Origin of the sequence: Olleya sediminilitoris, from assembly GCF_016785945.1 — a bacterium.
Lineage (GTDB): Bacteria > Bacteroidota > Bacteroidia > Flavobacteriales > Flavobacteriaceae > Olleya > Olleya sediminilitoris.
On record NZ_JAEMEF010000002.1, the window covers coordinates 74,573 to 88,384 of the forward strand.

At 30.8% G+C, this 13,812-nt stretch carries 15 protein-coding genes; 4 read left to right on the forward strand and 11 right to left on the reverse strand.

The genetic code is table 11. The annotated features are described in order from the left end of the window. Nucleotides 1–14: 14 nt before the first annotated feature. Entirely contained in the window at nucleotides 15–2,552 is a 2,538-nt protein-coding gene (locus tag JAO71_RS02685) for a T9SS type A sorting domain-containing protein (RefSeq protein WP_202998645.1), read from the forward strand. 27 nt (nucleotides 2,553–2,579) lie between these two features. Beyond that, complete coding sequence (locus JAO71_RS02690) at nucleotides 2,580–3,134, forward strand: hypothetical protein (RefSeq protein ID WP_202998647.1); 555 nt, start codon at nucleotides 2,580–2,582, stop codon at nucleotides 3,132–3,134. Between the two features lie 68 nt (nucleotides 3,135–3,202). Here JAO71_RS02690 and JAO71_RS02695 read toward each other — a convergent pair whose 3' ends face one another. The 7 genes from JAO71_RS02695 to JAO71_RS02725 form a co-directional block, all read right to left on the reverse strand. Continuing rightward, nucleotides 3,203–3,589 (reverse strand): hypothetical protein, encoded by a 387-nt coding sequence (locus JAO71_RS02695; RefSeq protein WP_028290996.1) that lies wholly within the window; start codon nucleotides 3,587–3,589, stop codon nucleotides 3,203–3,205. Between the two features lie 153 nt (nucleotides 3,590–3,742). Further along, on the reverse strand, nucleotides 3,743–4,861 hold the full coding sequence (dnaN, locus tag JAO71_RS02700) for a DNA polymerase III subunit beta (protein WP_028290995.1): 1,119 nt from the start codon (nucleotides 4,859–4,861) through the stop codon (nucleotides 3,743–3,745). A gap of 85 nt (nucleotides 4,862–4,946) precedes the next feature. Beyond that, nucleotides 4,947–6,626 carry a gliding motility-associated ABC transporter substrate-binding protein GldG gene (gene gldG, locus JAO71_RS02705; protein WP_202998649.1) on the reverse strand — a complete coding sequence of 560 codons (1,680 nt, stop codon included), beginning with the start codon at nucleotides 6,624–6,626 and terminating at the stop codon, nucleotides 4,947–4,949. Next, nucleotides 6,607–7,092, reverse strand: coding sequence for a hypothetical protein (locus JAO71_RS02710; protein ID WP_028290993.1), 486 nt, complete (start codon nucleotides 7,090–7,092; stop codon nucleotides 6,607–6,609). The genes gldG and JAO71_RS02710 overlap by 20 nt, the downstream gene beginning before the upstream one ends. Nucleotide 7,093: 1 nt before the next feature. Further along, the gene (gene gldF / locus JAO71_RS02715) at nucleotides 7,094–7,807 is read right to left on the reverse strand and encodes a gliding motility-associated ABC transporter permease subunit GldF (protein ID WP_202998651.1); all 714 of its coding nucleotides are present in this window, start codon (nucleotides 7,805–7,807) and stop codon (nucleotides 7,094–7,096) included. A gap of 67 nt (nucleotides 7,808–7,874) precedes the next feature. Next, nucleotides 7,875–8,171, reverse strand: a complete 297-nt coding sequence (locus tag JAO71_RS02720) for a putative quinol monooxygenase (RefSeq protein ID WP_028290991.1) — start codon at nucleotides 8,169–8,171, stop codon at nucleotides 7,875–7,877. 10 nt (nucleotides 8,172–8,181) lie between these two features. After that, the gene (locus JAO71_RS02725) at nucleotides 8,182–9,036 is read right to left on the reverse strand and encodes an SAM hydrolase/SAM-dependent halogenase family protein (protein WP_054851241.1); all 855 of its coding nucleotides are present in this window, start codon (nucleotides 9,034–9,036) and stop codon (nucleotides 8,182–8,184) included. Between the two features lie 109 nt (nucleotides 9,037–9,145). On the opposite strand from JAO71_RS02725, the gene JAO71_RS02730 reads away from it, so the two are divergent. After that, complete coding sequence (locus JAO71_RS02730; RefSeq protein WP_116822960.1) at nucleotides 9,146–10,099, forward strand: PhoH family protein; 954 nt, start codon at nucleotides 9,146–9,148, stop codon at nucleotides 10,097–10,099. A gap of 67 nt (nucleotides 10,100–10,166) precedes the next feature. Next, entirely contained in the window at nucleotides 10,167–11,114 is a 948-nt protein-coding gene (locus JAO71_RS02735; RefSeq protein WP_202998653.1) for a phosphoribosylaminoimidazolesuccinocarboxamide synthase, read from the forward strand. 263 nt (nucleotides 11,115–11,377) lie between these two features. On the opposite strand, the gene JAO71_RS02740 is transcribed toward JAO71_RS02735, so the two are convergent. Genes JAO71_RS02740 through JAO71_RS02755 form a run of 4 tightly spaced genes read right to left on the reverse strand, consistent with a single transcriptional unit; the run spans nucleotide 11,378 to nucleotide 13,740 of the window. Continuing rightward, nucleotides 11,378–12,061 carry a haloacid dehalogenase type II gene (locus tag JAO71_RS02740; RefSeq protein ID WP_202998662.1) on the reverse strand — a complete coding sequence of 228 codons (684 nt, stop codon included), beginning with the start codon at nucleotides 12,059–12,061 and terminating at the stop codon, nucleotides 11,378–11,380. A gap of 11 nt (nucleotides 12,062–12,072) precedes the next feature. Beyond that, the gene (locus JAO71_RS02745) at nucleotides 12,073–12,738 is read right to left on the reverse strand and encodes a peroxiredoxin-like family protein (protein ID WP_202998664.1); all 666 of its coding nucleotides are present in this window, start codon (nucleotides 12,736–12,738) and stop codon (nucleotides 12,073–12,075) included. Between the two features lie 40 nt (nucleotides 12,739–12,778). Next, on the reverse strand, nucleotides 12,779–13,423 hold the full coding sequence (locus JAO71_RS02750) for a DsbA family oxidoreductase (RefSeq protein ID WP_202998666.1): 645 nt from the start codon (nucleotides 13,421–13,423) through the stop codon (nucleotides 12,779–12,781). A gap of 2 nt (nucleotides 13,424–13,425) precedes the next feature. Further along, nucleotides 13,426–13,740 (reverse strand): EthD family reductase, encoded by a 315-nt coding sequence (locus JAO71_RS02755; protein WP_054851235.1) that lies wholly within the window; start codon nucleotides 13,738–13,740, stop codon nucleotides 13,426–13,428. Nucleotides 13,741–13,812 lie beyond the last annotated feature (72 nt).

A 13,812-nucleotide genomic window follows, 5' to 3' on the forward strand; every position in this document is an offset into this window, starting at 1 on the left:
TAATCTTAACTACAATGAAAAAAACTTTACTCTTATTATCCTACTTAATGATAACTACATGGTGTAGTATTATTGCGCAAAACGTAAATATTCCGGATGCTAACTTTAAAAACTATTTGTTGGCAGATTCAGCAATTAATACAAATTCAGATTCTGAAATTTCTGTTGCAGAAGCACAAGCGTTTTCGGGCGAATTATTAATAAATGGTTTATCTATTTCAGACTTAACAGGTATTGAAGCTTTTGTTAACATTACAAGATTAGATTGTTATAGTAATAATTTAACCACTTTAGATGTAAGTAATAACACTGCATTAACACGTTTACACTGTGCAGCTAATCAAATTGAAACCTTAGATATTAGTGCAAATACATTAATTACAGATATACAATGTCATAACAATGGAGTCTTGTATGAATTAAACTTAGCTAACGGAAATAATAGCAATATTAACTGGATGAAAGCCTATGGAAATAGTTTATCATGCATTCAAAAAGATGCTGGTTTTACACCACCAGCAGATGCAGGAATATACAGCCAAGGTTGGACTAAAGGTAACTCTGCAATTTATGGCGACGATTGCGCAGCGTTAAACCAAATAGTAAATATTCCTGATGCTAATTTCAAAAGTTTTTTAGTAAACGATAGTAGTATCAATGTAAATAATGATACTGAAATTACAGTGGCTGAAGCACAAGCTACAACAGAGCTTCTTATCAATGGTCTATCTATTGCAGATTTAACAGGTATTGCAGCTTTTACCAATTTAACACGTCTAGATTGTTACACAAATAATTTAACAACTATAGATGTAAGTAATAACTTAGCCTTAACGCGTTTACATTGTGCTGATAATCAAATTGAAATATTAGATATTAGTGCCAATACACAGATTACAGACATACAATGTCATAATAACACTGTTTTATACGAATTAAATATAGCTAATGGTAATAACAGCAATATAAATTGGATGAAAGCTTATGGTAATCCAAGTTTAACTTGTATTCAAGTTGATGCAGGCTTTTCGCCACCAGCAAACAGTGGTTTGTACGTGGCAGGTTGGACTAAAGATAATCAAACAAGTTATAGTGAAAACTGTATACCAACAGTTTATTATGTAGATGCAAATGCAACAGGCGTAAACGATGGTAGCTCATGGACAGATGCTTTTACAAACGTAGAAGACGCTTTAGCACTTACAAATTTAAATGATGCTGTTTGGGTAGCAAAAGGAACGTATACATTAGTAGACAAAAATACACCAATAGCTGTTAGTACAAACGAAGTAGATATCATTGGTGGTTTTGCAGGAACAGAAATGACTCTAGCAGATAGAGATTTAACAGCTATTCATACCACAAATGCAACCATTTTTACGGGAGATATTAATGGTGATGATATTGATGGAGATTTTACCTCAAACAAAACCGATAATGCGGAACGATTATTTGAGTTAAGAACAAGTAACGTGACCTTTGATGGTATTATTTTTGAAAACATTTACGACACATCACAATCAGGTGGAGTAGAAGAGAATGGTGTGATATTTATACCAAATAATTTAAATGCAAATAATTTAAAAATTAAAAATTCGATATTTAGAAGTAATTATTCAAATGGCTATTTACTTAAAATTAGAAAATTTAATCAAGGATTACTTATTGAAAACACCAAGTTTATAAACAACACCATTGTTAATAAGGGATTGGTTCTCGTAGTATCTGATAGTACAAACGGATATATTTTTACACGTTGGGCAAATGTATTGGTAGCAGATAACGATATCAATCTTACAGCCTTAGATATCTACAGAGAAGATTGGAATAACGGAAGCACTTTAGATGTTGTAATTAATAACAGTACATTTATAAATAACGACTATAATAGTACTTATGGTAATACAATTACAGCTTCAGGTAATGGTAGTGTAAATTTAAATATCAATAATGTTATTTTTTGGCAGAATACAACTAATGGCACAGCAGCAACTAGAGATATTTCCGACGGTTTAAATTCTACATACGATGTGTTTATTAGAAATTCTATTGCAAATGTATCATCAAACGCAGGAACTTATGGGACATTTAATGCTACAAACGTAACCACTTTAGATCAAGCAACAGATAACTTAAATTTAGATAGTGAATATAAGCCAACATCAGCTTCAAATTATATTGTTGATCAAGGAGATAACGCATACTACGATGTAGCTTTATTTGGTGATGTTGATTTATCAGGTAACGTTAGAATATTTAACACCACGATAGATTTAGGTGCTTATGAGTTTATTTCTACATTAAGTGTTGACGATATTTCTTTAAGTACAAATTCAGTAAGACTATATCCTAATCCTGTAAACGATAAATTATTTATTAAATCAGATAATGCAATAGATTCAATAACAATTTATAATGTTAGTGGACAAATAATTAAACAAACAGAGATATTTTCTAATCTAATAGATGTTTCTGGTTTAAATGCAGGTTTATATTTTATAAATATTAAATCAGATAACAGAGAAAATATTAAAAAGTTTATTAAAAACTAAAAATTATTAACTAAAAGAAATAAAAAAATGAAAACAATTAAAATTTTATATCTAAGTCTATTAGTTGTCTTTTTTACAGCTTGTTCATCAGATGATGATAATAATTCAATTGAAGACAATACAGTAACAAATAAAATAACAGTAGGCGATTCTGAGTTTGAAATGAAAACAGCAATTGTAGAACCTACATTAAATAATTCGGTGTTTTTAAGTTTAACAAATAATACACAAGCACAAATTGAAGATTCTTATAATGGTACTACACTTAATAATGTAGATTACTTTTATGCTAGAATAAACCATTCAGATTTGACATCTAATGAAACTTATGATTTGTCTGAAATATCAAGTTTAGAGTTTATCGTAAATGGAGATATTATTGATGCAGAATACGAAAATGGTTTTATTCAATTTTATAAAAGTGGTAGTAATCCAGATTTAGAAGTCACCCAAGGTAGTATTACTGTAACTAACTATTCTACAGATAATTTAACCTTAACGTTTAATTTTGTTAGAAATGATGGTACAGAGATTTCAGGAAATTATAATGGTATACTTTTGTCTTTAGATGATCAAGAATAAAAAACTATTATAAAAAAAAGCGCAACTTGTAAGGGTTGCGTTTTTTAGTTTATAATCTTAAGTTATTCTTACTGCTTTATAAAATAATGATCTGATATGTTAGCCAAAATAATCTTTTCATTATCTATAAACTGAACAGTACTTGTCATTTCTGTATCATCGTTTAATGACATATGTAACATATTATCACTAACGTACCAAGTAATTTGATTAGCACTGGATATTGTACCTTGATCGGTAATTTGTAAATCTGTTATTATACCATTGCCATCTGTATCTAACAAGGTTATTTTATATTCTATATTGGGATTAATAAGATTATCAGATCTTAGCCATTCTCCTACTAATGCACTATTAGTTTCTGATGGAGTAGAGGTAGTATCATCATCATTATTACAAGACCATTGACTTAAGCAAATTACAGTTATAACTACTAATTTAATTAAATGCTTCATTGTATTGATTAATTAATATGTCTTAAAAATTTAAAAATCAGTAAATTGTTTAAGATAAATAGTCTTCAAATGTAATCTTTTATTCTGATAAGGGTCAAAAAAAAAGCAATTCAAAGATGAATTGCTTAATTTATTGGTTAAAGTGTATAAGTTTTAGCTATTAAGCATCACTGGCATTACTAACATTGTTACATGTTCACCTTCTTCTAAATCGTCAATTGGTGTTAAAATACCAGCTCTGTTTGGCATGCTCAACTCTAGTTGTACATCATTAGATCCTAGATTGTTTAACATCTCTGTTAAAAATCTTGAGTTAAACCCTATTTGCATGTCGTCACCTTGATAATCACAAGTTAAACGTTCTTCTGCTTTGTTAGAGTAGTCAATATCTTCTGCAGAAATGTTTAATTCTGCTCCAGCAATTTTTAATCTAATTTGATGTGTTGTTTTATTTGAGAAAATACTAACACGACGTACAGAGTTTAAAAACTGTGTACGATCAATGGTTAATTTATTTGGATTTTCTTTTGGTATTACAGCTTCGTAATTAGGGTATTTACCATCAATTAAACGACAGATTAAGACTGTGTTTTCAAAAGTAAACTTAGCATTAGAATCATTATAATCAATAGTGATTTCTTCTTCACTAGCTCCTAAAATTCCTTTTAATAAGTTTAAAGGTTTTTTAGGCATAATAAACTCGGCTACTTGAGAAGCTTGAACATCTTCTCTTGTGTATTTTACTAATTTGTGTGCATCAGTAGCAACAAAGGTTAAACCTTCAGTTGAAAACTGAAAAAAGACACCACTCATTACTGGTCTTAAATCATCATTACCAGCAGCAAAAATAGTTTTATTTATTGCTGTTGCTAATACGTGACCAGGCATTTTTGTACTGCTTGGATCCTCTAAACTTACAGCCTTAGGAAACTCGTTTCCGTCAGCATAAGCTAAGGCATACTTACCATGATTAGAGCTAATTTCAACAGTGTTGTTTTCTTCAATAACAAAAGTTAGAGGTTGCTCTGGAAAAGTTTTTAAAGTATCTAAAAGTAATCTTGCAGGAATAGCTACGCTACCTTCGTTATCACTTTCTACATCTAATACTGCAGACATAGTCGTTTCTAAATCACTTGCCGAAACGGTTAATTTTGTTCCGTCTAATTCAAATAAAAAATTATCTAAAATTGGCAGTGTATTCGAGCTGTTTATTACACCTCCTAAAACCTGTAGTTGTTTTAGTAAGTATGTACTTGATACAATAAATTTCATTTATATATGGAAATTAATACTATTAATAATTAGTCTTACAAATATATCGTTAATGTCTTAAATTATGAAACAAACTTATCAACACTTATTTTGCGTATTTTTTCTTACGTAAGTAGTTAAAAATAAAACCAAAAACAGCTAATAAAACCAATGGTAACAAGATGTTTATAAGTTGCCATTTTGTTTTTTGTATGGCAATTTTTTCAGGATTTAAAAAGGCTACAGCTATTTCTTTGGACCTAATGTTTATAAGTCCTGTGTCGTCTAATAAATAATTTGCAGCATTTACTAAAAACTCTTTGTTACCAAAGGTCTGTCCAGTATATTTATCAAAACCAAGCTCTTCAACACCATTACGACCAACATCATTTTTAATAACATCACCATCAGATATTACAATCATTTTGGTTGGATTACTAGTGTCTTTTACAGCGTCTAAAGTTACTGGTTTCACTCGGTTTTTATAAGCCGACGTAAATGTACCTTCTAATAATACTGCTAAGGTTTGTGGTCCTTTATTAAATGTTTTGGGATCTAATTGGTTGCTAACCATATCCAAACTTATCTCTCTAGGTGTACCTTCAATTTTACTTAAAGGTGCACTTTGTAGTAAAATAGTTTTTTTAGTGCTACTTTTTATAGTATCCATTGGGTTTGCAAAATCAAACTTTAAAAAGTCTAAATTATGCACAATTGGATGTCTGCTGTTTCCTTTTGCTAAAGGAGAATAGGTCCAAGGATAACTTTGAAATTGACTATTACTACCTTCTCCAGATGCTAATGTAATTGGAGCAGAGTACATGGAGCTTACAATTAACGGATTAATTCTAACACCATATTTAAAGAAAAAATCGGTCAAATTAAGATCCATTGGTATTGCCACATTTTTTCCTAAATCGTTGTACAAACTATCTTTGTCCATTGCGACTTGTTCTAGCAACCAAAGACTTTTTCCGCCATTCATAGTATATTGGTCTAGTACAAATTTTTCTTTTTCGGTAAAAGCTTCAGTAGGTTTAGCAGATATTACTAAATCGTATTCATTTAGTTTTTTTAATGTGCTTGTTGCATGATTAGCGACGCTATCTAACGTAAAAGGAGCAATAAAATAGTAGTCTCTAATAGATTTTATATAATCTGCAATGTATTTATTTTCTAGTTGACCATTACCTTTTAAAACAGCAATTTTGCGTCGTTTAGGGTTAACCAATTTACTTAATCCATCTGCAAAAGCATATTCTAGTTGTTGTACAGAGTTTGTAACTAGTTGTTGTTGTGTGGCTCCAATAGTATTTTTAACTAAAGGAATTTTAACTGTTGTATCATTAAAACTTGCTAAAGCCCAAGGAAAAATAACTGCTTGGCTAGTTTTTCCGTTTTCCTTGACATTTAATTGCATTGGTGTTAACCCTCTTGCGTTTAGCTGTTGTATGCTTTGATCGCGAGTGGCTTCATCCTCAATTGGATTTATAAAGCTGAAACTAATATTACTATTGTAAGCTTTAAATTCTTCTAACAATTGTCTGGTTTCTAATTGAAGCTTTCTAAATTCTGACGGAAAGTCTTCCCCTTCTAAAAACACATCAATTATTATAGGCGAATCTGCTTGGTCTAATATCGCTAAAGCGGAAGGATTAAGCGTATAACGTTGATCTGTAGTTAAGTCAAAACGTTTGTAAACCTTTTGAGATACAACGTTAAGCAGAATTAAACTAACGACAAGAATTACGATATGTTTGATAGATTTATTCAAAAGTTTTTTCAAGTTGATAGATTTTTAATGCTGCTAATGTGTCTTTTTTAAACTGAAACTCAATGCATTCTTGTTGCTTATTAAAAGCACCAGGTTTAAAGCCCATATTATAGTTCCATTGGTCTTTGCTGTTGGCTTTGATGCTGTCATCCCAACCATACCATTCAGCAGCTCCAAAGTCTTTTTTTATTTCAGATTTAGTTTTACCAATTAATTGTTTATTGTTATAAACTTGATCCATCATTTCAAAACGTAATTCAGGATACTCTTTCCAATTTTCTGCATTAAAATGCTTTTGATGATAGTAGTCAGAAAAGATATTGACAATAGGATAAAACAAATAAAAATAAAGTAGAGGAGTAGCTACTAAAGTAATTAGAAGGCTAATCCATTTATTGTCACCAATTGTTTTTATAAATAGCCAAGCTAATATAAAAACAATAATAAAAGATATAATTAATATAGGTGTAATTACCATGTTATTGCTTTTTAATGTTTAGTTTAGTTAAGGCTATAAAAAGTACAGTGATACTTAAAAAATAAATAATATCACGAGTGTCTAAAACTCCACGACTGATACTTTTATAGTGTGCATTTATACCTAAGTTTTCGATAATATTACTTGATGTTACGTCTGCAATACCCTCAAAACCTATGTAAAAAAACAAGCATAAAAAAACAGCAATTATAAATGCTACAATTTGATTGTCTGATATTGTTGAGGCAAATAGACCAATTGCAGTATATGTAGCCACCAAAAATAACAAACCAAAATAAGAGCCTAATGTGCTACCAAAGTCTAAATTCCCTGTAGGATTACCTAATTTATATACTGTGTATACGTAAAGTAATGTTGGTAATAAGGCTATTAAAATAAGTACTAAAGCACCAAAATATTTACCTAAAACTAGCTGTAAGGTACTAATCGGTTTGGTTAATAAAAGCTCTAAAGTACCTTGTTTTTTCTCGTCACTAAAACTACGCATAGTGACAGCAGGAATTAAAAATATTAAGATCCAAGGTGATAATAAGAAAAAGGACGATAAGTCTGCAAATCCATTATCAAGGATATTAAACTCGCCTTTAAACAACCATAAAAATAGTCCATTTAGTAGTAAAAATATGGCAATGACAAGATAACCAATAGGAGATGCAAAAAATGAGTTGATTTCTTTTTTAAGTATGGCTAGCATTATTGGGTTATTTGTTTTTGTTTGATGTCGTTATATATTTCACTTTTCACTTTTCACTTTTCACTTTTCACTTCAGCGAAGCTAATTTATCTACACTCCAAGCTTCAGGTTTTGCATTAAATAAAGGTTTCGTTTTAGCCCAAATCCCTTTAAATAGTTCCGAGTTGCGGTAGTTTTCTAAATCGCTTTCTTTGGTCCAATAACTATACGTAAAAAAGACATTACTATTGTGTTTGTCTTGATAAAGCTCTAGTAATTGGTTACCTTCAAAGCCTCTTATTTTATGTTTTATAGTTTCAAAGTTAGCTAAAAAAGTCTCTATGTTTTCTTCAGCAAAACTTAATTTTACAATTCTTACAAACATATAGTTTATATTAAAAATTATTAGGTACAGTTTCTTTTTCAAAGTTAATGGTTACAGTGTCACGTAAACCTAAACCCATTAAACTACTGGCACTTCCAACAGATTGGTTGTTGCTTTTATAGATAGCGATTTCTAAATAATTAGAGCTGTTAAAAACAACTAAACCACGACCTTCGTCATTACGTTTGTCCTCAGGTGTGTCAAATTTAACAATGTCACTATACTTTGTATTAATTTTTTTGAATTTATAATTTCTTGCAGATACCTCATAAGGTCGTCCTTTTTGAAGAGTTTCAAAAAAAGACTTTTTAATGTTGGTTACCACATTTCCATAATTATCAATATAAATAATACTACCTATAATTTGTGTTTGTTCCTCATTAACATAAGGCACTAAATTTTTTATAGGCTTAATATTGTTTATAGTTTTTCCAATAACATCTAAAGTACCACCTCTGGCTATATGACAAGCTACTTTTACAAATACATCTAAAACAGGAAAACTAGTTTCGATTTTATCATGTATGTTTATTTCTACTAACTTTGTGTAGGCTATTTCATTGGCAATCATACTCATAATTCCGTTGTTAGCACAAACAAAATAATGTTCGTCTAATTCAACTGCTATATGCTTGTTTTCTGGATTGATTTCAGAATCAATTCCAATAACATGAATGGTACCTTTAGGAAAACTACTGTAAGCATTTTGTATAATATAAGCAGCTTCAGCAATATTAAAAGGTGATACAGAGTGTGAGATATCAACAATTCTTACGTCAGATAATTCTGAGTAAATCGCTCCTTTTATTGCGCCAGCAAAGTGATCTTTCTCTCCAAAATCTGTAGTAAGCGTTATAATTGGCATGTAGTATTGTTGATATTTTTTTAACCTATAACACACAAAAAATGTGTAAGTTTGTTAGGTACACAAAACTAATAAATTTGTATAGATTAATTTAATAAATGCTACGCTTTTGAATGAAATAATTATTGAACTTGAAGAGATCTCTCCAAAAGATTTTTTTGGAACAGGTAATGAGAATATTACATTATTAAAAAAATACTTTCCTAAATTAAAAATAGTTGCTCGAGGAAATAAGATTAAAGCTTACGGAGACGAGGATTTACTTGAAGAATTTGATTTAAGATTAGGTATGCTTTTTAAACATTTTGCTAAATATAACAAACTAGACGAAAATGTTATTGAGCGTGTATTAACAAGCAATAGTAGCGATGATTATTCGACTTCAGAACAAAGCGGAGAAGTTTTAGTACATGGCTCTAACGGTAAGCCTATTAAAGCCATTACTGCAAACCAACGTAAAATGGTAGAGCTAATGCGTAAAAACGATATGGTTTTTGCTATTGGTCCAGCAGGAACAGGTAAGACTTATACAGGAGTCGCATTAGCAGTTAGAGCTTTAAAAAACAAAGAGGTAAAACGCATTATTTTAACACGTCCTGCTGTAGAAGCTGGTGAAAATCTAGGATTTTTGCCAGGAGATTTAAAAGAGAAATTAGATCCATACATGCAACCAATTTATGATGCATTACGCGATATGATTCCTGCTGAAAAATTAGCACAATACATAGAAAATGGTACCATACAAATTGCACCTTTAGCTTTCATGCGTGGACGTACTTTAGATCACGCATTTGTGATTTTGGACGAAGGACAAAACACGACACATGCCCAAATGAAGATGTTTTTAACTAGAATGGGGAAAAACGCAAAGTTTTTACTAACAGGTGATCCAGGTCAAATAGATTTACCACGTCGTACAATTTCTGGTTTAAAAGAAGCTTTACTAATTTTAAAAGGAGTAGAAGGTGTAGGAATGATATTTTTAGATGATAAAGATGTTGTCAGACACAAATTAGTTAAAAAGATTATAGCTGCTTATAAGAATATTGAAAACAGAGAATAATAATAAGTTTTCATAGATTTGCACCATATAGCAAATAACACAATTTACCCATCAACAACACAACTAAATGAGTAATACAATAATTGATACTAATTTTAATTTTCCAGGACAAAAAAGTTTGTATAAAGGAAAAGTAAGAGCAGTTTATAATATTAATGAAGAGGAGCTTGTCATGATTGCAACGGACAGGCTTAGCGCTTTTGATGTCGTGATGCCAAAAGGAATTCCTTATAAAGGACAAATCCTTAATCAAATTGCAACAAGCATGATGAAGGCAACCGAAGATTTAGTTCCAAATTGGTTAACAGCCACACCTGATCCTAATGTAGCTGTTGGGCATTTATGCGAGCCTTTTAAAGTAGAAATGGTGATACGTGGTTACATGTCTGGTCATGCAGCACGTGAGTATAAAGCAGGTAAACGTATGCTTTGTGGTGTAGCGATGCCTGAAGGTATGAAAGAAAACGATAAGTTTCCTGAACCTATTATCACACCTGCAACCAAAGCGGAAATGGGTGATCATGATGAAGATATTTCTAGTGAAGACATCCTTAAAAAAGGAATTGTAACTGAAGAAGATTATATTGTTTTAGAAGACTATACGCGTAAATTATTTGAAAGAGGAACAGAAATAGCAGCGTCTAGAGGTTTAATATTAGTAGATACAAAGTATGAATTTGGAAAAACCAAAGACGGAAAAATTGTATTAATTGACGAAATACATACACCAGATTCTTCACGTTATTTTTATGCGGAAGGGTATCAAGAACGTCAGGATAACAATGAAGCGCAGAAACAATTGTCAAAAGAATTTGTTAGACAATGGTTAATTGCTAATGATTTTCAAGGTTTGGAAGGTCAAACAGTACCAGTGATGTCTGATGAATATATTGAAACAGTTTCGGAACGTTATATTGAATTATACGAAAACATTATGGGAGAACCATTTGTAAAAGCAGATGTGACCAACATACAAGAACGTATTGAAACTAATGTTTTAGCGTATTTAAAATAATATTTAGAGAATTATTAAGAACATAAAAAAGAGCTTGCTTTTGCAAGCTCTTTTTTTATAAAATATAGTTTCAATAGCAAAATAAGCACTTACTAATATTAATAGATCTAGGTGAGTATCTCTTTTTAAATTTAATATAATAATGCCTTTTTAAAATCTAAGTCCATTTCGATTTAAAACTTTTAAACAAAATTTTACTGTTTAGTATATTTTAAAAATAAACTAAAGTTGTTTTATCTAAAAATGTATTTATTTAAAAAGTACTACTTATAGGTAACTAAAATGTCAACTACCTTTTGCAAATCATTTTCATTAATTTCCGTTTCTGGAGCCAAAGGAAATTGTTGTTGTCCAGGTCTGCTTATAAAAGCAGCACGCCAATCAGCCCAAAGTGCTCCTGCAACATCCCAACCATGTGCAGCAATTAGCATGCAGTCTTCAGGTTTTACGTTCATTTTATTTGAAGCCCAATTATAAACCTCTGTAAAAGGTTTAAATTTTCCAACCGATTCTATACTCAACAAGTCATCAAAATATTGAGCTAATCCAGCATTTTTAATTTTGGTTTTAAGACTTTCGTCATTTGAATTTGTTAGCGCTACAAGTGTAAAACCTTCATTTTTTAATGTGTTTAAGGCGTTTTTTACCTCAGAATGTGGTGGTAAATCTTGTAAAGCATTTACGACAATATGTCTTGCGTTTTCTTCTGTAATTGTAATGTCATTATTGGCAGCAACCATTTGTAAGGCAGCAGCACCAATTTGCCCAAAAGATTTGTATTGTCCACTTGCCGAAACCACTAATGAGTATTGCAATAATGTTGTAAACCATAATGATAGCAAATGGTCTTGACCATTTAGCACGTATTTAACTTCCTTTTTTAAAGGTTTTAAATCTAAAAGAGTTTCGTTTACATCAAAAAATAATACTTTGGGTCTGGTTTTCATTAGTGTAGATTTTATTTTAATTGTTTTAAAGCGGATAATATCTCTAAAGGTTCTGCACGCTGTGTATAATCTGCGTCTAAAAAGGCATATGTAATTGTTCCGTTTGTGTCTATAACATAGGTTGCAGCTAAAGGTAATTGGTTACTTGTGTCTCCATTAACTTTGTTTAGCCCAAAACCAGCATTGTAAATAGTAGCAACATCATCTGTTAATGTAAAAACTACACCATATTGTTTACCAACAATGTTTTTTACATCACTTAAAACAGTAAACTCAAGTTCATTTTTTTCTGATGTGCTTAGTGAGTTATCAGGCAATTCTGGAGTTAAAGCTAAAAGCGTAGCTCCTTCTTGTTTAAATTCTGGTAATTTATCTTGTAAAGCGTGTAAAGTGATGTTGCAATATGGGCACCAACCACCTCTGTACCATGTTAAAACTACTGGTCCATTTTTTAATTGGTCGTATAATGTGACGGATTTATTTAATGCATTTTTTAAAGTGAAATCATGCGCTTTGTCTCCAACTTTTAAAGCAGAATCTAAAACTCCTGAGTTTGCTACACTAGAAATGCCATCTGCATATATTTGTTTCTTTTTGTCTGTAAATTTTGCTGCTCCTGATTGACGTACTTCATCTAATAATACATCTAATTCGCCTTTATTATTTTTGTTTTCCATGAGTTATACTTTTACAGTTGGTTTTTTATTAAACCAAAGATTATTCATTTAACAGCTCTGATAATACTTGTTTAAAAGTATCTATTGGTTGTGCTCCTGTAACAGCACTTTTACGATTAAAAACAATGGTTGGCACAGAGTTTACTCCCATGTTTTTCCATTGATTTTGTATGCTTCTTACTTGGTAACGTGCTTCCTCATTATCTAATTTAGCTAAAGCTTCGTCAGCATTTAAACCAACTTCTAAAAGAGCTTCTTTTAAAACCTCTTTTTTCGAGACGTCTTTTCTATCACTAAAAAAGGCTTTAGTTAAAGTCATTTTTAATTCGGTTTGTTTTCCAAAGTCTTTGGCGTATTCTAATAACACATGTGCGTCAAAAGTATTAACCATACGCATATCTTTAAAGTAGTCGAATTTAAAACCTAAAGCATCACCAATATGAGTCATGCGTTGCTGAGATTCTTTTTGTTGCTCTAAGGTAGAACCATATTTTTCGGAAATGTGTTCTGTTACATTTTGACCTTCAGCTGGCATATTAGGATTTAGCTCAAAAGGTTGCCATTCAATGTCAATTTTATCTTCTACGCCTAAGTCTTTAATTGCTTTTTCTAAATGTTTATAGCCAATGGTACACCATGGACAGACTACATCTGAAACTATATCTATTTTTAATTTATCTGCCATAATTACAATGTTATTAATTCGCTAATTTGAAGTACACCTTGTACATTACTGTAATTTTTTACATCTGCAGCAAAGGTTTCTCCATGTGGTCCAAAGGATTCTTGAAAAGCTTCAACGCTGTCAAATTTTAAATGCGCAATAGCTACATAAGGAGCCAATTCTCCTGGAGTTCTGCTTGCTAAACCTAAGTCTAGTTCTAATCCTTTTAATGCGTCACCAACTAATTTTGACACCATTGGTAAGTGTTTGTTTTGATAATAATCTGCATCAAACTGTACATTTTTACTGTTTGGATACATTACTGATACTTTTATCATTGTATTTGTTTTATAAAAATAAACCTTCTGTAAAGATAACAGAAGGTTTACAGCTAATTAATCTAATTTAGG

What these genes read in the sequence shown, in the direction of transcription:
- dnaN (WP_028290995.1), bottom strand. Translation starts at nt 4,861, where the DNA reads ATGAAATTTATTGTATCAAGTACATACTTACTAAAACAACTACAGGTT.
- JAO71_RS02695 (WP_028290996.1), bottom strand. Translation starts at nt 3,589, where the DNA reads ATGAAGCATTTAATTAAATTAGTAGTTATAACTGTAATTTGCTTAAGT.
- JAO71_RS02720 (WP_028290991.1), bottom strand. Translation starts at nt 8,171, where the DNA reads ATGTTTGTAAGAATTGTAAAATTAAGTTTTGCTGAAGAAAACATAGAG.
- JAO71_RS02710 (WP_028290993.1), bottom strand. Translation starts at nt 7,092, where the DNA reads ATGGTAATTACACCTATATTAATTATATCTTTTATTATTGTTTTTATA.
- JAO71_RS02725 (WP_054851241.1), bottom strand. Translation starts at nt 9,036, where the DNA reads ATGCCAATTATAACGCTTACTACAGATTTTGGAGAGAAAGATCACTTT.
- JAO71_RS02755 (WP_054851235.1), bottom strand. Translation starts at nt 13,740, where the DNA reads ATGATAAAAGTATCAGTAATGTATCCAAACAGTAAAAATGTACAGTTT.
- JAO71_RS02740 (WP_202998662.1), bottom strand. Translation starts at nt 12,061, where the DNA reads ATGAAAACCAGACCCAAAGTATTATTTTTTGATGTAAACGAAACTCTT.
- JAO71_RS02685 (WP_202998645.1), top strand. Translation starts at nt 15, where the DNA reads ATGAAAAAAACTTTACTCTTATTATCCTACTTAATGATAACTACATGG.
- gldF (WP_202998651.1), bottom strand. Translation starts at nt 7,807, where the DNA reads ATGCTAGCCATACTTAAAAAAGAAATCAACTCATTTTTTGCATCTCCT.
- JAO71_RS02735 (WP_202998653.1), top strand. Translation starts at nt 10,167, where the DNA reads ATGAGTAATACAATAATTGATACTAATTTTAATTTTCCAGGACAAAAA.
- JAO71_RS02745 (WP_202998664.1), bottom strand. Translation starts at nt 12,738, where the DNA reads ATGGAAAACAAAAATAATAAAGGCGAATTAGATGTATTATTAGATGAA.
- JAO71_RS02690 (WP_202998647.1), top strand. Translation starts at nt 2,580, where the DNA reads ATGAAAACAATTAAAATTTTATATCTAAGTCTATTAGTTGTCTTTTTT.
- JAO71_RS02750 (WP_202998666.1), bottom strand. Translation starts at nt 13,423, where the DNA reads ATGGCAGATAAATTAAAAATAGATATAGTTTCAGATGTAGTCTGTCCA.